Here is a 16,880-nt window from a genome sequence, read left to right as displayed (position 1 = left end):
CAACGGTACGACAAGGTCCAGTTCCGTCTCTTATGCCCGGAAAGCGTATATCCCAGAGGTAAATTCTTGTGCGCTCTGGTCTGGACAAACCCCTCATTGGGACGGCAACTAGAACTGCCGCAACTGATTGGGGGCGAAATGGAACTGGACAGCCTGAGTGACAGGATTTTGAACGGAGACCGGCGCGCGCTGGCCCGTGGCATCACGCTGGTGGAAAGCGGTCGCGCCGATCATCGTGCGCAGGCGACGGAACTGCTGACCAGATTGACCAAAGAAGGCCGCCAGGCCCTGCGGATCGGATTGTCAGGAACGCCCGGCGTCGGCAAGTCCACGTTCATCGAGAGCTTTGGCATGATGCTGACAGGGCAGGGGCTGCGCGTTGCGGTTCTTGCAGTTGATCCCAGTTCGACTCGGTCGGGCGGGTCCATTCTGGGGGACAAGACCCGGATGGAACGCCTGAGCCGCGAGAAAAACGCCTTTATCCGTCCATCACCCAGCCAGTCGCACCTGGGCGGTGTTGCCCGCCGCACACGTGAGGCCATCGCTTTATGTGAGGCCGCTGGGTTCGATGTTGTTTTGATCGAAACGGTTGGTGTCGGGCAATCGGAGACGGTTGTCTCCGAGTTGTCGGATCTGTTTATGCTGTTGCTTGCCCCGGCGGGCGGTGACGAACTGCAGGGCGTCAAGCGCGGTATCATGGAAATGGCCGACATGATCTTGGTCAACAAGGCGGATGGTGACCTGAAATCTGCCGCCACTCGCACCTGCGCCGACTATTCCGGGGCGCTGCGTCTGTTGCGTAAACGCCCCCAGGACCCGGAAGGGTTTCCCAAGGCGATGACTGTCTCAGCGGTCGAGGAACATGGGCTGGCTCAAGCCTGGGAGGAGATGCAGTCCCTCAGCAAATGGCGCCGTGAAAATGGCCACTGGGAGGTCAACCGCGCCACGCAAGCACAATATTGGTTCGAACAAGAGGTTCGGTCTGCCCTTCTGGCGCGTCTGGCGACTCCACAAGCGCGCTCGGAAATGGAGCGTCTGGGCTCGCAGGTCAGCACTGGTCAGCTCAGTCCGTCGGTTGCGGCGGAACATATGTTGTCTGCTTTAGTCGCTGGCTAAGTCCTTATTCAAGCCTTTGATCTCATTCTCTTTCTGATTTCGGATCGGTGGGTTATCGCCCATAGGTTGCAAGTTGACCCAAACTTGATGCAAACTCAGGTTAAGGCCGCGCATCTGTCGCCAGGCCGGATATGCGGGAACCGTCAGCTATGCCCGATATTACTGGGACCAACGGCAACGACGATATCGACGTTAACAATGACACGGGGACCCTGAACGGTTCACCGGCTGGAACTCCGATTGATAATATCCGCGGCCTGGGTGGCGACGACGACGTCGACATCAATAACAGCACGATTACCGGGAATGTCATCGGCAATGCCGGCTCCGACACGATCACCGTCACCAGCAGCACCATTGGTGGTAGGATTGCCAGCGGGTCGGATGACGACACTGTCGATATCAGTGGCTCGAGTGTTGGAAACATCCGGCTGGGGAGCGGCAACGATACCCTGAATTTCACCAGCACCAGCGTTAGTGGCGATTTGCGGGGTGGTGGCGGGACCGACACGTTGAACTTGCCTGTGGGTACCGTCATCACCGATACCAATTTTGGCGTCATTAACGTCGTAGATGGCGTAGGCTATACCCTGTCCAGCGGGACATTCACCCTACCATCCGGTATCACGGTCACATATTCTGCCTTTGAGAACGGAAGTGGCGTTCCTTGTTTTACCCGTGACACGCACATCCTGACGCAGGACGGCATGAAAGCAATCCAAGCGCTGCGGATCGGGGACATGGTCCCGACCATGGGGTGCGACCCTCAGCCTATACGCTGGATCGGTCGTCGACAGTTTGACCGCGCCGCCTTGCTGGTAAATCCCAGGCTCTTGCCGGTACGAATCCTTGCAGGTGCGCTGGGCGAGGGTTTGCCGCATCGCGATCTTCTGGTCTCACGCCAGCACAGGATGCTGGTGCAGTCCAGAATCGCGGAACGCATGTTCGGCACCACCGAAGTTCTGAGTCCGGCGATCAAACTGACCGCACTGCCGGGAATCTATATCGATGAGGCCGTGCAATCGGTTGAGTATTTTCACCTGCTATTTGATCGCCATCATGTCATCTTTGCCGAAGATGCCCCAACCGAAAGCCTGTTCACCGGAGTCGAGGCCCTGAAATCCCTCGGATCGGAGGCGCGGCGAGAAATTTTCGAAATCTTTCCGGAACTGATCGAAAATCATGGTGAAAACCCGGCCCGGTTCATTCCATGTGGACGCCAACAGTCCCACCTGATCCAGCGGCATTTGAAGAACAACAAACCCTTGCTTCAACGCAATGGCGCCTAGGTCTTATAGAGTTTAAGATGGGTGCAAAGATTTCGCACGGCCCGTCTTGACCCTTCCTGTGATTCCCACTAAACGCATCCAACCAGTTTTCGGGCGCGACTTCGGGTTGCGCCCCTTGTGATTTGGCCACGGGTCCTGTACCCAGCCCGCAGATACAAAGGAAGAAACCATGTCGCGCCGTTGCGAACTGACCGGAAAAGGCCCGATGACTGGCAACAATGTCAGCCACGCCAAAAACAGAACTCGTCGTCGTTTTCTGCCCAACCTGAACGACGTAACCCTGCAGTCGGAAACCCTGGGTCGTGGCGTCAAGCTGCGTATCTCGGCCGCTGCCCTGCGTTCAGTTGACCACCGTGGTGGTCTGGATGCGTTCCTGGCCAAAGCCAAGGATGACGAGCTGTCCACCAACGCACTGAAAGTGAAAAAAGAAATCGCCAAGGCTCAAGCTGCGGTCTAAGCGTTCTTTTTCACCAAAGATTTCGACCCTGTACCCGAACGGTGCAGGGTCTTTTCTTTTGCCTGATTGAGTTTAGACGATTTCGCCGTCAGAGCGTGATCTTGTTCACATACAGTGTTCTGATGTTTGAATATGTTTGTTCATATTCTATTGGCGGAGTTCGATCTCATGTCTTTCAAATCCTTTGATTCCCTCTCCCTGTTGGCGGCCTTTTTTGGCAAGACATTTGGGACATGTGTGCGGATGCAGCGTCAGGTGAACAGGTTGCATACCAGCCTGACAAAAGGGTCTGTCAAACGTCCCGGATTGGACAACTGACCTCGTACTGACCAAAAATGACCCGAGGGCTTCTGGCGCATTCGATTGTGCTTGAAGCCCTTTTTGTCTCGGGCATATACCGAAGGCAGGATGAAACACTTTCGGAACAGATTTCTATCATTTGCCCTGTCGCTGCTGGTCATTCTGACTGGTCAGGGGGTGGCTGCTTCGCGTGGCGTTGATACCGCAGTCGGGCAGATGGTGCTGTGTACTGGTGTTGGTCCTGTTGTGATCTATATGGATGCGGAGGGGCAACCGGCTAAGCCCCCGCATTTCTGCCCCGAATATGCGCTGACGTTACTGGGTGCTATTGCCGTCGTTTCACATGTTCTGCCCGATGCACCAAGTTATGCCGGGCCATTTTTAGAGCGCGGCGACAGGAGCCTAATAGCAGCGCCCGTTCCGTTTCAGCCCGCCCGCGCGCCACCTGCAAGAGACTGATTAAATTTAACTTTTTCAGACACTTGACATAGGAGAGGCGCAATGTCCCTCACTTCCAAACTTTTGGCAACCCTGGCTGCGGCCGCATTTGCCACCACTGCTATGGCGCAGGAAACCATCACACTAGAAGATGCCTATGCGCGCTCCGCTGGCAAAACGGCAAAAGCGGGCGCGGCCTTTATGGTGATTCAGAACACGGGCGAGGCGGATGACCGTCTTGTTCGTGCGGAATCGGAGGCGGCTGCACGGGTTGAGCTGCACACGCATCTGATCGATGCCAATGGCGTGGCGCAGATGACCCATGTCGAAGAGGGGTTCGTCATCCCTGCCGGTGGTGCGCATGCGCTCAAGCGCGGGGGCGATCACGTGATGTTCATGGGATTGGTTGCTCCGTTTGAACATGGTGCAACTGTGCCTGTGACACTGGTTTTTGAAAAAGCCGGTGAGGTTGAGATCGACGTGCCGGTTGATCTGGAACGAAAAGACATGGGCGCCCACACGAACTAAGGTCACGTCAACCGTCAAGCCGCTATGCGGCCGTCATCCACGCGTCAGGCCGGGCTTTGCCCGGCCTGTTTGCCTATCGCTTCAACGGTTAACAACCCGCATCGAAACGCGGTCATGCGCCCGTTTGAAGCGCACTGCCAGAAAGAACATCACGGCGGCGAAAGCCAGAGCGGAAAAGGCAATGGCCCACCCCAGTGCGACCATGCCACTGCCGGGCCAGAACAACAGCACCAACCCAATGATCAGCGCAATGATCCCCGAGTTTCGCACCATCACGGCATCCGGGTTGTTGCTGGGTATCTGCCGCCATGCCAGCAACGAACCGATGCCGACGATCAGCGCCCAAGCACCCAGCAGGAAAAACGTCAGCCGCGCAACACCCTCGGGCCAGATCAACAGGACAAGCCCAATCAATAGAGCCCCGATGCCGACGCCGCCGATCAATCCGCGCCGTCCAAAGCCCAGTAGGGTCAGGCCGCCATCTAGAACCAAAAGCAGGCCGACCAGTCGCAACAGCAAAGAGATACTGCCCGTTGGCCAAAACAGCGCGGCGATCCCCAATGCTCCGGCCAGACATCCGCGCAACAGGAAGGTCCACCACAGATTTGCCAGTTGGTCGCCAAATGTATCGCGGCCCTCCATACTGGAATCGTCCAGGATTTCTTCGCGCGTGTGGTGGGGGTCGGTCATGGGAGCCTCTTATTTCGATTGTCGTATCAATAATTTTGGTGCCGGTCTGGCGGGCTAAGATTCGCGCAGCAGCTTTTGAACCCAGCGTGGCACGGTTTCGGATGCAGGGCCAAGTATCACCTGATCGAAACTCGAGGCGCCGGATGACGGATCTAGGTTCAACTCGACGGTTCGTGCGCCTGACATTGTCGCCTCGTGCACAAATGCTGCGGCGGGGTAGACCTGACCCGAGGTGCCGATTGAAGTGAAGATTGCAGCATTGGCCAGGTGATCGTAGATCAGGTCCATAAAATAGGGCATCTCACCGAACCATACAACATCGGGTCGGGCGGTTGGGCCACCGCAGGCGGGGCAGGGTTCACCCACCGACATCTCGGGCGGGGCGACCCAGCGGTGATCGCAGGTGGTGCATAAGGCCCCAGCGAGGGTGCCGTGCATATGGATCACATTCTCGGATCCTGCGGCTTCGTGGAGGCCGTCGACATTCTGGGTCACGATGATAACCTCGCCGGGCCAGTTGCGTTGCAGATGGGTCAGCGCGATATGGGCCGGATTGGGTTGCGCCTGTGCAGCCTGCACACGGCGCGCGTTGTAGAACTTGTGCACCACCGCCGGATTGCGGGCAAAGCCTTCGGGCGTGGCGACATCCTCGATCCTGTGCTGCGCCCACAGACCTCCTTCGTCGCGGAATGTGCCCAGCCCGCTTTCGGCGGAAATCCCGGCACCGGTCAGAATGACGATCTTTTCCATTTCCGCCTCACGCGTTACACCCGGTTGTATGACACACCGTATCCTTTTCGTCTGTTTGGGCAATATCTGCCGGTCTCCGGCCGCCGAAGGTGCCTTTCGCGCCCGTGCGCCGCATCATGCCACCGACAGCGCCGGAACCTCTGGCTGGCACATCGGAGACCCGCCTTATGGCCCAATGCAGCAGGCTGCTCATGCCCGTAGTATCGACATCAGCGATCTGCGCGCGCGCAAATTCGTGGCCGAAGATTTTGACCGCTTTGACCTGATCATCGGAATGGATGCAGAGAACCTTACCAATATCGAAAACTTGCGTCCCCGTGGCAACAAAACTCCGGTTCGCTTGCTGACTGATTTCGCTACTGAGACAGGCGCGGATCATGTGCCCGATCCGTATTACACCCGTGATTTCGAGGGCGCGCTGGATTTGATCGAAAAGGCCGTCGCAGGTCTTGACGCACATCTGAGGGCTTAGTTGTAGATGCTCTGATGTCTTCTACATTCAGGTGTAAAATCAATCGACGCCTGCATCGGGGCCAAGCTCACCTGTTTGGTTCTTTCGCAATCACAGTGGATAACGTGCGTGTCGTCCGGCTTCTGGTGATCGCAATCGCACCCAAAACCAAAGCGCAGGCTACGGCCTGTGGTGTTGTGATTGCTTCGCCAAAGGCAAGAAAGCCCACAGCAAACATTGTCGGCAATTCAATGCTGCCGACGACCGCAGTTTGAGAAGCGCCGATCAACGGCGAGCAGATCGTATAAATGAGCTGTGGCACAAGCGCTGTGACCAGGCCAATTCCGACGATCAAAATCCAGTCGGATTGCCCCTGCGGGAGCAACTTGGCAACATCGGCGTTCAACATCAGCGGCAACAGCCCGAGAACCGATCCCAAGGAAACCGAAGCAATGCGCGCAAGCGGTGCGATGCGGGACAACCTGTGAACCAAGACACATATTCCGAAGCCGAACCCGATTGGGGCTGCTAGCGACATCAGAAGCGTTGGTATGTGCTGTATAGGAACGGATGCGGGCGATCCTGCAATGAGTGCCGCCAACGTAATGAGGCCCGAGGCGAACAATGCGCGCCTTGTGGGAGTATCGGCGAACAAAGCCCAGGCAATGATCAGCGTGAAAACCGGATAGGTCATATAGAGAACGCCCACAGTCGATGCGGGTAATGTCTCCAGCGCCGTCACATATCCAATCCATCCAAGGCCCATTACCGCGCCTGCCGAAAGCCCCCAAGCAATCTCGCGCCAAGCGTTTCGGTGTATTATAAGAACAGGCAGCAGCAGAATTGCCGTAACGATGTAGCGATAGAACGCGACGGCATAAGGCGCGACGCCTTGCTCGGTCAGCCCTCGGCTAAAATAAGGAACCAGCCCGAAACAAATTGAGGCGAAAAGAACGCCGGCAACCGCAATCGGATAGGGAATAGTTGGTCTGGTCTGTGTTGATATCGTTGCCATTCCAATTTGCTATCACAGGTTTGCGACTGCTGTAGCAGAGATTCGTCGAGCGGTTGCTTCGGTTCGCAAAGCTAACCCTAGTTCAGTTCTGTATGAAGATGGTGGCAGAAACACACGGCGCGTTGGTAAATATGCTTCCAATATCTGCGGTACCCTACACTAACTCATCACCTTCAACTGCCCGCCCAGCCACGGCACCTGCGCGACTGCCGGATCAACAATCTGGCTCCGCATCAGCCGTCGGATCATGTCTGCAACCTCTTTGGGTACTTGGTCCGACCAGTCAGAGCGGGTGAACAGCGAAATTGTGCGGGCGAAGTCACCGAACGGGACCGGATGCGCCTCCATCCCGTCATGAAACCGGGTCGCACGCATATATCCCAGTGGTGTTGTGATCGTCCAGCCAAGCCCCTGTGCGACCATTGCCATCAGCGCCTGGTGCGAGCCGATTTCAAACCGTTCCTCGAATTCCATTTGCTGGCGCGCCAAATGCGCCTCGATCTGGCGGCTGATCAGCTGATCTCGGGCGTATCGCAGAAAGGGCAGGTCCTGTATTGAATTCCCCACACCCTTTGGGGTCACCAGAATGAAAGGGTCCTGAACCAGAGGGTATTCAATCACACCCTTCAGGACCTCTCCGGAATGCGCGGATACAGCCATATGCAGCCTCTGCGCCTCTAGCTCGGCGAACAGGTTTAGGCTGGGCAACGTGATCAGTTTGAATTTCGACCGGGTCAGGCTGTCGGCCAGCAAAGTCGCCAGCCGCGGGGTCAGATCGTTGTCGAAATCGTCTATCAAACCGATGGAGAGGGTGGTCAGATGCCCCAGATCCATCACGGTCAGTTCGCTTTGGGCCATTTGCAGTTCGGCCAGCACGACCTCGGCCCGCGCCAGAAAGCTGCGGCCGGCTTGTGTTAAACGCATTGGTCGTCGCCCGTGATCGACCAGATCAGTGCCCAATGCCTTTTCCAGATTGCGCAACTGCTGAGAAACCGACGGCTGGCTGAGCCCCGTGATCTCGGCGGCCTGTGCCACCGATCCTGTCCGCGCCAAAGCCTCGAACACCTCAAGGCCCCGCAGGGTCAGCCCTTTCATTACCATCTGATACACCTTTCGCTGCGCCATATCTGAGGTGCAGTGCGCATCAGGTCAAGCAGCGTGACCAGCTTAGTTGCAGATTGCCTGCGCCATCTGGCCAAAGTTCTTATACCGATCCCACAGCGCATCATCGCGCGAAGTCTGCGACATCTTCAACTCCTGCGCCTGATGGGGGTCGGTGAACCACTTGGCGACGGTCTTCTGATCACCACGCGTCAACGCCTGATCCGCGACGCGCTGAATGCAGCTGCACCGCGCCCGCGTCGCCGCCGACCGATCAGACGCCAGACACGCCCGTTTGATCTGCGCAGCCTCGCTGGGTGCCGGAGCCATCGCCGTCAGCGATGCCGCACAAAATGCGATTAGGAGGAACTGTTTCATGCTCTTGCCTCGTTTTTGCCTGCCCGGACGGGTCTGATGCCCCTCTTGGTCTGTGGCGGAGTATGAATCAAAGTGGATTTCGGATCAATCATGTGCTGCGAAAAAGTGATTGCGCACATAATTGATGTCGCGTTTTCTGGCCTGACTTCGCTTAGAACTATATCGTGAGACCAAAATGCTAAAGAAATACAGGCGTACATTCCACTTGCCGCAATCTCCCGGTGCTACAAGCGATGACAAGATCATGTCGAGTGTTGATGAGTTGGCATCAGCAGACGAAGTCGTCTTTACCGAAAAGATGGACGGCGAGAATACGACAATTCACAGCCAAGGCTGCCACCCTCGCAGCATCGACGCAAGATATCACCCGTCGCGAGACTGGGTGAAGGCTTTCGCAGCTGGTATCGCACCGCAACTTACTTAGGATGAGCGCATTGTTGGCGAATATCTATTCGCACGTCATTCCATCGCGTATTTGGAATTGCCGACTTATTTTTTGGGATTCGCGTGGATCAAAGCTGGCGTCGTTCAGCCATGGGATGCGACGCTGTCACGCTTTACAAAACTTGGAATCAGCCCTGTTTCCGAACTGTATCGGGGACGGCTCTCAGCTCAGGTCGTCGCTGATGTAATTGCAGCCCTAGATCTAGACACACAAGAGGGGTTTGTCGTTCGCACAACAGCAGCATTCGAGGAAGAAAACATGCCCACTCATCTCGCGAAGTACGTACGTGAAGGTCATGTGCAAAGTGAGACGCATTGGATGAATGCTGAACTGGTTAGAAATGGGCTGGTCTGATCGGATTGAAGCCTAGCAACTAAAGGGTTTCGTCGGGTCGCGTCCTACCTTGACCGCAGCCCATTTCCGACGCATATCCCCAACCCATGACAGACCTCGCTCACATCCGCAATTTCTCCATCGTCGCGCATATCGACCATGGCAAATCCACCCTTGCTGACCGGCTCATCCAAGAGACCGGGACAGTCAAGGATCGTGACATGAAGGAACAGCTGCTCGACAGCATGGATATCGAGCGCGAGCGCGGCATCACCATCAAGGCCAACACGGTCCGCATCGACTATACCGCCGACAATGGCGAGAAATACGTGCTGAACCTGATCGACACCCCCGGCCACGTGGACTTTGCCTATGAGGTCTCGCGGTCGATGCGTGCGGTCGAAGGCTCTCTGCTGGTTGTGGACTCGACCCAAGGGGTCGAGGCGCAGACGCTGGCCAATGTGTATCAAGCCATCGACGCCGATCATGACATCGTGCCGGTGCTGAACAAGATCGACCTGCCTGCGTCCGATTGTGACCGCGTGGCCGAACAGATCGAGGATGTGATCGGCATCGACGCGTCTGAGGCGATTCAGGTCAGCGCCAAGACCGGGCAGGGCATCCATGAGACGTTGGAGGCCATTGTCACCCATCTGCCGGCCCCCAAGGGTAATCTGGATGCACCGCTCAAGGCGATGCTGGTCGATAGCTGGTACGACGCCTATCTCGGCGTCATCGTTCTGGTCCGCATCATGGACGGCACCCTGAAAAAGGGCATGCGCGTCAAGTTCATGTCGAACAACACCCTGCACCATGTCGACCGCGTCGGCGTTTTCCGCCCCGAGATGGAGATGGTGGACAGCCTCGGCCCCGGTGAGATCGGCTTTCTCACGGCCTCGATCAAACAGGTCCGCGACACGCGCGTTGGCGACACGATCACCAATGACCGCAATGGCGCAGAAATCGCGCTGGACGGCTTTAAACCCGCGCAACCGGTGGTGTTCTGTGGCCTCTTCCCCGTCGACAGTTCCGAATTCGAAGACCTGCGCGACGCGATCGACAAGCTGGCGCTGAATGACGCCAGCTTCAGCTTTGAAATGGAAACCTCGGCAGCACTTGGCTTTGGCTTCCGCTGCGGCTTCCTGGGCCTGCTGCACCTTGAGGTCATTCGCGACCGGATTGAGCGCGAATATGATATCGAGCTGATCACCACCGCGCCCTCGGTGATCTATCACGTCTTCATGAAAGACGGCGAGATGATCGAGCTGCACAACCCCGCCGACATGCCCGACCCCTCAAAGGTCGACCATATCGAGGAACCACGCATCAAGGCGACCATCCTTGTGCCGGATGAATTCCTGGGCGACGTACTGAAACTGTGCCAGGACCGCCGCGGCATCCAGATGGACCTGACCTATGCGGGCTCGCGCGCGATGGTCGTCTATGACCTGCCGCTGAATGAGGTCGTCTTTGACTTCTACGACCGCCTGAAATCGGTGACCAAGGGCTATGCCTCGTTTGATTATCAGATGACCGGCTATACCGAGGACGCGCTGGTCAAGATGTCGGTGCTGGTGAATGATGAACCGGTCGATGCGCTATCGACCATGGTTCACCGCGACCGGGCCGAGATGCGGGGCCGGGCGATGTGCGAGAAGCTCAAAGACCTGATCCCGCGCCACATGTTCAAAATCCCGATCCAGGCCGCCATCGGCGGCAAGGTCATCGCGCGCGAGACCCTCTCGGCCCTGCGTAAGGACGTTACTGCCAAGTGTTACGGAGGCGACGCCACGCGGAAACGCAAACTGCTGGACAAGCAGAAGGCGGGTAAGAAGAAGATGCGTCAGTTCGGGAAGGTCGATATTCCGCAGGAGGCGTTTATCTCAGCGTTGAAGATGGATAGTTGAGGCCTGCCTACCTCTTTTGGAATTGCTTGGGCTGCAAGAGGAATATGTCTCTGACGCCCTTTCGCCGAAATTCAACGAAACGATATGTTATTCCGGAAACGAGAAGCAATGCCAAAAAATAAAGCATCAGTATTGGCGTGAATATCCAGTTCTGGCTTCCCCAGATGTGATTGAACACATGAATGATCTGCCAGTGCCAGATATACACGCTAAAGCACATCATGCCCAAAACCTGAAGTCCTCGGATCTCTAAGAAACTCCGCAGAGTTGAGTTGGTTTTTTGGGCGCGAAGGGCTAAAATCAGCAGCGCGATACCCAGAGAGAGAAATAGATTTGCGAATGTCTGGGAAATGGCTGGAAAATCACCTGTGACGCGTCCGACGGAAAGTACAAAGGATAGATATATCATTAACACTCCACTTGGTAGTAAGATGCGTCTTTTCAAGGCGAGTGCATGATTGTCATCGGTAACGTGTATCCAAAAATGTGCTGCGAGCATACCAATACAAAAGTCTGAAAGCCTCCCAGGCAATGTGTCGGAAACACTGTTTAAGTATTTCCCGTTAACCTGAAATTCCACCGATCCATAGACGTTTACCGCAAGCGAAAGAATGATCAAAAGAGCGGACGCATTGGCAATACCCAAGTAACGCATTAGTATCAGGATCGCTGGAAATAAGATGGAAAACCAAATCTCGATACCCAAAGACCACAATGGAGGGTTCATTGGCGGGAAAAATAATTCTGGACTGGGAAAGAGGACAAGTACATAGGCGATTGAATGGATCAAGAACCTTGCGATTGGTTCGCCGACAAATGCGACAAGACACACAAGAACGTTCAGGTAGTAGAGTGGGAGCAGGCGCACGGCCCGCTTTTTTAGAAATCTCACGCTGTCGATTTGTAGATTGGCGGATCGCGCGAACGGAAGGAACAGAACGAACCCGGACAGCACGAAGAATATGTTTACACCCAACCAGCCGGAAAACTGAAATGGTTGGATCGCGAAAAAGTAAAACGACGAAGTTTTTTCTAAGGGTATTGGTGTATAATGAGGCTGAATGAGATGGTGATACAGGACCATCAGAATAGCAATGCCGCGTAACCCGTTAACGTACCCTATTTTGTCCTGATCAGCCATTCTGGTCATGTAATAAACTCAAACTCACAAACACTTACGACCCGCAGCATAGTAGACTGGCGCTAAGTGCACCAGCCCCGCATAGGGACACGCGATTTTGGTTGCGCCGCACGAGATAAAAGTCGCGAAAAGGTTTTTTTGTTTCAACCAAAGCAGTGTTTGGATGATGTCTTGAAAAAATTGTATTAGACAGTTAAAGACTGTGCCAATCAGGAAAATGGCAACTATTCTTTTGACCTGCTCTACAGAATTGTTACCAGATCATATCCTGCGAGTATTCGTTTTGAGGTACTATCTGTGCTGATACCATGCTCCTCTCACTCTGACCCAGATCAAAGACCGCATGCGCTCTCAATCCTAGGATCCGCGGAAGTTGAATCCCTGATATGAGGCCCCCATGCTTCCCCTGATGCTGATCGTACATATCTTCCTTGGCTCCACCTTTGCCGGGTCCGCTGTGATTGCGGTTCTGTCGATGGGGTATACGACGCTATACCCTATCCTGATCGCTGCCGGAGCTGGCTTTATTGCGGCGTTTCCGGTTTCGTATCTGGTGACCCGAAAGATCGCGGGATAAGGCCTGTTCGGCCCATTGTGACCAACCTCACAGCCGCATCCCGGCTGGCCTGCTAGAGTTTACGTTGCGGAACCCTAGCAGGAGGCGCAGATGTCCACATCCATGATCCCCTTCATTGCCCTAGGGTCAGCGGGTCTCTATTCCGTTGCCATGGTCGCGATGAAGTTCTGGTGGAAAATCCCCGGCCTGGGGCTTGGCCTGCTGATCGTCGCGACCCTGCTGGCCGGGGCGACGCTCGAACTCGCCGCGCTGCGCGACGAACGGTTGGGCATAATCTATACTGGCATTCTGGGGGCCGAGGTCGTTCTGATCGCCATCGCCTCATTCTTTCTGTTTGGTGAAAACTTCTCGCATCGCGAAGTGTTTGGCATTTCCCTGGTCGTGATCGGCACCGCGCTGGCCTGGGCCTAAGCGAGACAAACTGGTTAGGCTTTTTTAAAGCCTTCATGAAGCTTCCTTCAGGTAAGTTGCAACCGGCCCTCAGCCACCCAATCTGTGTAAAAGGCCAGCGAAAGGCCCAGCACAGGAGGTGAGCCAGTGACAGCAAATTCAACTATCGAAGCGGTAAATGCCCCTTCATTTAGGTTGGCTGCGTGGGCTGGCGCAAGATCCTTGGGCTGTATGTAATTTTGAATTTGCGTAGCCTGCGCGATCGAACGAGTTCCGGGCTCGTCTCTGGTCTCCAGGTGAACTGAAGCGTCTCTGGTCCGGTTGGAATTTAGGGGGTACTGGCTGCGAATTGCCGCAGCGCTTAGTAGGTAACCCAACCGGGTCGGAGCGCTTCTCAAATTCAGAACAGGCTTTCAGCGCAAAATGCGGGCAGGTGGCCCTGATTGGTCAGAAAATGCCTCGGTCCTCGGAGGCCGTGGCCAAAGAGCGACCCGTTCACGGCGGGTTTGATTCGAAATATCAGGGATCGGATCGGCGCAATCGCTCACCAAAACCCCCAGAAGGGTCGTGCAGCCCGTTTGCGCCTGCAGAAAGAGTCCAAAATCCCGGGCCAAGCACGCAATTTCACTTGTCCAATCGCAACTCTGCGCAGGAACGTAAAATCTAGAGTTATCCACATTACTCTCCAGCGAGATATCAACAGTTTATCCCCGACTATTTTTTATGCTGCAGTGCTATTTTCTTGCCCGTTTATGACCGCGATGTAACAGTCAGGTTACCGCAGAGGTTCTTAGGATCCTGGGTGGGACGCAAAGGCCAAGGGGGTCGCTGCGGTGAAGGGAAATCTTAGGATTTTGTTCTACTGCAAAGACTTACCGGTGCGTGATCCGCTGATTTGGGCGTCAAGTTTGAAACAGGTGATCAAGCTCTCAGAAGGTTAATGCGTGCTGTGCGGGGCCCTCGGGCTCTGTTCAGCGGCTGTGGCCCCTTAGGGGGACAAAGCAACTGGATCGGGGCGTCCCTCGGGCGTGTCGAACCGGTAAGGCGTCAGGGGTGCCCTATGGGCACATGCAAAGACCGCGTCTGCGCACCTGACGCCTTTTCCTTTTTCCGGGCCCCGGATTCATACAGGCAGCGATTTAATTCCCCCTAAAACGGGAACGGGGTTCTTGCGTTTAAGCAAGAACCCCGTGATCGTGTCAGAAATGCAATGCCGCGTCTATGCACCTGTGTCCGCAAGGATAGCGGGTCCGGGTGCAGAGAGCAACTATATCTTGTATGTCGCCCGATCTTGATCGCTACATTCCGAAAGGAATCAGATGTTTTCCTGAACCTCGGTGGCTGCGCCCTGAATTGCGTCACCTGCTTTTTCAATATCTTTACCGGCGCCTTTAGCGGTTTCACATGCGGCGAGTGTGCAAAGGGCCAGTCCAATAAGTGCGGCTCGGATCATAGGTCTCTCCTTTTGTATAAGTCCCGATTTTCGTAGCAGTTTTGCTAATGGTGAACCAGAGTTTTGAACCGGCATTCTATTCTTTACGAAAAAGTGGCCCGATGGCTGCTGTCACCAGGAAGATCACAGCTGCGGCGCAGACGATGCTGGGCCCGGCCGGAGTGTCGGCAAGATACGCACCGCACAGCCCGACAAGGGCGGCAGCTGATCCGATGATTGCGGCCCCGAACGCCATATTTTCAGGTGTTTTCACCAAAGACCGCGCGCCGGCTGCCGGGATGACGAGCAGGGCGGCAATCAACAGAACCCCTACCACTTTGATTGCCACGGCAACGGCCAGCGCCATGGTCAGCGTCAACCACACCTCCTCGCGCTTTGGGTCAATGCCGGATGCATAGGCCATGTCTGGGTTCAGCGTGGCGACAAGTAGGGCTGACCAGCGCCAGATCATGACTGCCAGGATCAACGCGCCGCCACCCCAAATGGTTGCCAAATCGCCTTTGGTGACAGCCAGGATATCACCAAACAGAAAGGCATTTAAATCCAGCCGGACGTCGGACAGCAAGGCGACGGTGACTAGCCCTGCGGCCAGGGCTGTATGCGCTATTACGCCTAGTAATGTATCCATCGCCAACCCCTTGCCACGCAAAAGCGTGACGGTAAGCCCCATGGCAAGCGCTGACGCCACAATCGACGGCAGCATCGGAAGCGAAAATGCCAGAGACAGTGCCACACCCAGAACAGCCGCGTGCGCTGTGGCCTCGCCCAGATAGGCCATCCTGCGCCATACCACAAAGCACCCCAAAGGGGCCGCCGCGAGTGCAACGCCGATACCAGCCAGCGCGGCGCGGACCATAAAATCGTCTAACATCAGTTGGTTGTTTCCTGGTCGTGGTGGTGGTCATGGTCGTGCGAATGGCTGTGTTGATGTTGGTAAAGGGCCATCATGCCCTTGGTTCCGCTGCCAAATAAGGCCCGGTATTCAGGTGCGTCCGCGACGGTATGAGGCGACCCCTCGCAGCATATATGTCCGTTCAGACATAGCACACGGTCTGAGGCCGCCATGACAACGTGCAGATCGTGACTGACCATCACGATCGCGCAACCAAGGTCGCGTCTGACCTGCTCAATGCGTTGATAGAAGGCAGCTGCACCCGGTTGGTCCAGGCCTTGCGTCGCTTCATCCAAAAGCAAGACCTGAGGATCATCAAGGAGTGCGCGCGCCAGCAGAACTCGTTGAAATTGACCGCCCGAAAGCTGGGTCATTTGCCGGTTGCGCAGATCCGGGACGCCCGCTCGTTCTAGTGCATCCAGCGCTTTGCGGGCCGAGATCCGTTTGGGTAAGCCCAGGAAACGTTGCACGGTCATCGGTAAAGCGGCGTCCAAAGCCAGTTTTTGCGGGACATAACCGATGCGCAGGCCGGGTGCGCGGCTTACCTGGCCTTCTGATGGGGTAATGGCCCCAATGATCGCCCGTAAAAGAGTCGACTTACCAGATCCGTTGGGCCCCACAATGGTCACGATCTCTGCTTCGGAAACTGCCGCATTCACATGTTCAAGGATCGTGCGGCCGTCGATCCGAATGGACATGTTTTTCAATGAAATAACGGGGGTATTCATGCCGCCGACCCTACACATTCGGGACATAGGCCCTCGGCCTCGACCACTACTCGTTCGATTTGAAACCCCGAGGTGTTCGCCGCAGCGCCCAATCGGCCCTGTGTCAGCTCGGTTTCCGTTTCAGCCACCGCTTTGCAGGACCTGCAGATCAGAAACGCGGGGACATGGTCATGGGTCGGGTGGGCGCAGGCTGTATAGGCATTCAGTTGCTCGATACGATGCACGAACCCGTTTTGCACAAGGAAATCCAGTGCACGATACGCGACCGGAGGTTGCGACCCGAGCCCTTCTGCAGCTAGCACAGCCAGAATGTCATATGCGCCCATTGCCCGGTGCTTTTCCAACAGGATCTCAAGAACACGGCGTCGGACAGTGGTGAATTGCAGGCGCTTTGTTCTGCACTTGTTTTCGGCCTGAGACAGCGCAGTGTGAACGCAGTGGGCGTGATCGTGTTGTCTGAATCCAACAGTGCTCATGGCGGGACTCCAATGATTTTCAACT

The 16,880-nt window shown here is 55.8% G+C and carries 19 protein-coding genes and 1 pseudogene; 10 read left to right on the top strand and 10 right to left on the bottom strand.

Annotated features, from left to right (window positions below; all coding sequences use genetic code 11):
* Window positions 1–138: 138 nt before the first annotated feature.
* The 5 genes from meaB (at window position 139) to AC2FFF_RS12280 (ending at window position 4,128) form a co-directional block, all read left to right on the top strand.
* On the top strand, window positions 139–1,116 hold the full coding sequence (meaB, locus tag AC2FFF_RS12300; RefSeq protein WP_142638208.1) for a methylmalonyl Co-A mutase-associated GTPase MeaB: 978 nt from the start codon (window positions 139–141) through the stop codon (window positions 1,114–1,116).
* A gap of 149 nt (window positions 1,117–1,265) precedes the next feature.
* A complete protein-coding gene (locus AC2FFF_RS12295) occupies window positions 1,266–2,405 on the top strand; it encodes a Hint domain-containing protein (protein ID WP_496882957.1) in 1,140 nt (379 codons plus the stop codon).
* Between the two features lie 169 nt (window positions 2,406–2,574).
* Window positions 2,575–2,862, top strand: coding sequence for a 50S ribosomal protein L28 (gene rpmB, locus AC2FFF_RS12290; RefSeq protein WP_142638086.1), 288 nt, complete (start codon window positions 2,575–2,577; stop codon window positions 2,860–2,862).
* A gap of 408 nt (window positions 2,863–3,270) precedes the next feature.
* Complete coding sequence (locus AC2FFF_RS12285) at window positions 3,271–3,621, top strand: hypothetical protein (RefSeq protein ID WP_281973242.1); 351 nt, start codon at window positions 3,271–3,273, stop codon at window positions 3,619–3,621.
* Window positions 3,622–3,663: 42 nt separating this feature from the next.
* Window positions 3,664–4,128 (top strand): copper chaperone PCu(A)C, encoded by a 465-nt coding sequence (locus AC2FFF_RS12280; RefSeq protein WP_281973241.1) that lies wholly within the window; start codon window positions 3,664–3,666, stop codon window positions 4,126–4,128.
* An 81-nt stretch (window positions 4,129–4,209) separates the two neighbouring features.
* Here AC2FFF_RS12280 and AC2FFF_RS12275 read toward each other — a convergent pair whose 3' ends face one another.
* Together AC2FFF_RS12275 and AC2FFF_RS12270 are read right to left on the bottom strand one after the other, a co-directional pair.
* Window positions 4,210–4,818 carry an HdeD family acid-resistance protein gene (locus AC2FFF_RS12275; RefSeq protein WP_281973240.1) on the bottom strand — a complete coding sequence of 203 codons (609 nt, stop codon included), beginning with the start codon at window positions 4,816–4,818 and terminating at the stop codon, window positions 4,210–4,212.
* Window positions 4,819–4,872: 54 nt separating this feature from the next.
* Window positions 4,873–5,568: an NAD-dependent deacylase gene (locus AC2FFF_RS12270; RefSeq protein WP_142638094.1), complete on the bottom strand. Its 696-nt coding sequence runs from the start codon at window positions 5,566–5,568 to the stop codon at window positions 4,873–4,875.
* Between the two features lie 28 nt (window positions 5,569–5,596).
* Between AC2FFF_RS12270 and AC2FFF_RS12265 the strand changes: the two genes are divergently transcribed.
* Window positions 5,597–6,040, top strand: coding sequence for a low molecular weight protein-tyrosine-phosphatase (locus AC2FFF_RS12265; protein WP_281973239.1), 444 nt, complete (start codon window positions 5,597–5,599; stop codon window positions 6,038–6,040).
* A gap of 67 nt (window positions 6,041–6,107) precedes the next feature.
* Here the strand turns inward: AC2FFF_RS12265 and AC2FFF_RS12260 are convergent, their stop codons facing one another.
* The 3 genes from AC2FFF_RS12260 to AC2FFF_RS12250 all read right to left on the bottom strand — a co-directional run bounded on the left by AC2FFF_RS12260 (window position 6,108) and on the right by AC2FFF_RS12250 (window position 8,513).
* Window positions 6,108–7,034 (bottom strand): DMT family transporter, encoded by a 927-nt coding sequence (locus AC2FFF_RS12260; RefSeq protein ID WP_281973238.1) that lies wholly within the window; start codon window positions 7,032–7,034, stop codon window positions 6,108–6,110.
* Window positions 7,035–7,193: 159 nt separating this feature from the next.
* Window positions 7,194–8,135 (bottom strand): LysR family transcriptional regulator, encoded by a 942-nt coding sequence (locus AC2FFF_RS12255; protein WP_281973237.1) that lies wholly within the window; start codon window positions 8,133–8,135, stop codon window positions 7,194–7,196.
* A gap of 66 nt (window positions 8,136–8,201) precedes the next feature.
* On the bottom strand, window positions 8,202–8,513 hold the full coding sequence (locus tag AC2FFF_RS12250) for a hypothetical protein (RefSeq protein ID WP_142638101.1): 312 nt from the start codon (window positions 8,511–8,513) through the stop codon (window positions 8,202–8,204).
* Window positions 8,514–8,688: 175 nt separating this feature from the next.
* Here AC2FFF_RS12250 and AC2FFF_RS12245 point away from each other — a divergent pair.
* Both AC2FFF_RS12245 and lepA read left to right on the top strand, forming a co-directional pair.
* Window positions 8,689–9,312: pseudogene (locus tag AC2FFF_RS12245) on the top strand (RNA ligase family protein).
* An 86-nt stretch (window positions 9,313–9,398) separates the two neighbouring features.
* Window positions 9,399–11,198: a translation elongation factor 4 gene (gene lepA, locus AC2FFF_RS12240; RefSeq protein ID WP_281973236.1), complete on the top strand. Its 1,800-nt coding sequence runs from the start codon at window positions 9,399–9,401 to the stop codon at window positions 11,196–11,198.
* A 7-nt stretch (window positions 11,199–11,205) separates the two neighbouring features.
* On the opposite strand, the gene AC2FFF_RS12235 is transcribed toward lepA, so the two are convergent.
* Entirely contained in the window at window positions 11,206–12,339 is a 1,134-nt protein-coding gene (locus tag AC2FFF_RS12235; protein ID WP_281973235.1) for an acyltransferase family protein, read from the bottom strand.
* 397 nt (window positions 12,340–12,736) lie between these two features.
* On the opposite strand from AC2FFF_RS12235, the gene AC2FFF_RS12230 reads away from it, so the two are divergent.
* Together AC2FFF_RS12230 and AC2FFF_RS12225 are read left to right on the top strand one after the other, a co-directional pair.
* The gene (locus tag AC2FFF_RS12230; RefSeq protein WP_142638109.1) at window positions 12,737–12,916 is read left to right on the top strand and encodes a CTP synthetase; all 180 of its coding nucleotides are present in this window, start codon (window positions 12,737–12,739) and stop codon (window positions 12,914–12,916) included.
* 90 nt (window positions 12,917–13,006) lie between these two features.
* Window positions 13,007–13,327 carry a hypothetical protein gene (locus tag AC2FFF_RS12225; RefSeq protein WP_142638110.1) on the top strand — a complete coding sequence of 107 codons (321 nt, stop codon included), beginning with the start codon at window positions 13,007–13,009 and terminating at the stop codon, window positions 13,325–13,327.
* 1,294 nt (window positions 13,328–14,621) lie between these two features.
* On the opposite strand, the gene AC2FFF_RS12220 is transcribed toward AC2FFF_RS12225, so the two are convergent.
* The 4 genes from AC2FFF_RS12220 to AC2FFF_RS12205 all read right to left on the bottom strand — a co-directional run bounded on the left by AC2FFF_RS12220 (window position 14,622) and on the right by AC2FFF_RS12205 (window position 16,855).
* A complete protein-coding gene (locus tag AC2FFF_RS12220; RefSeq protein WP_142638111.1) occupies window positions 14,622–14,759 on the bottom strand; it encodes an entericidin A/B family lipoprotein in 138 nt (45 codons plus the stop codon).
* A gap of 76 nt (window positions 14,760–14,835) precedes the next feature.
* Entirely contained in the window at window positions 14,836–15,630 is a 795-nt protein-coding gene (locus AC2FFF_RS12215; RefSeq protein ID WP_142638112.1) for a metal ABC transporter permease, read from the bottom strand.
* On the bottom strand, window positions 15,630–16,379 hold the full coding sequence (locus AC2FFF_RS12210) for a metal ABC transporter ATP-binding protein (RefSeq protein WP_281973234.1): 750 nt from the start codon (window positions 16,377–16,379) through the stop codon (window positions 15,630–15,632). The genes AC2FFF_RS12215 and AC2FFF_RS12210 overlap by 1 nt, the downstream gene beginning before the upstream one ends.
* Complete coding sequence (locus AC2FFF_RS12205; protein ID WP_142638114.1) at window positions 16,376–16,855, bottom strand: Fur family transcriptional regulator; 480 nt, start codon at window positions 16,853–16,855, stop codon at window positions 16,376–16,378. The genes AC2FFF_RS12210 and AC2FFF_RS12205 overlap by 4 nt, the downstream gene beginning before the upstream one ends.
* Window positions 16,856–16,880 lie beyond the last annotated feature (25 nt).

This window comes from Ruegeria sp. YTSA226 (genome assembly GCF_059609905.1).
Note: the sequence above shows the minus strand (reverse complement) of the source record. Positions and strands in the feature narration are given on the sequence as shown.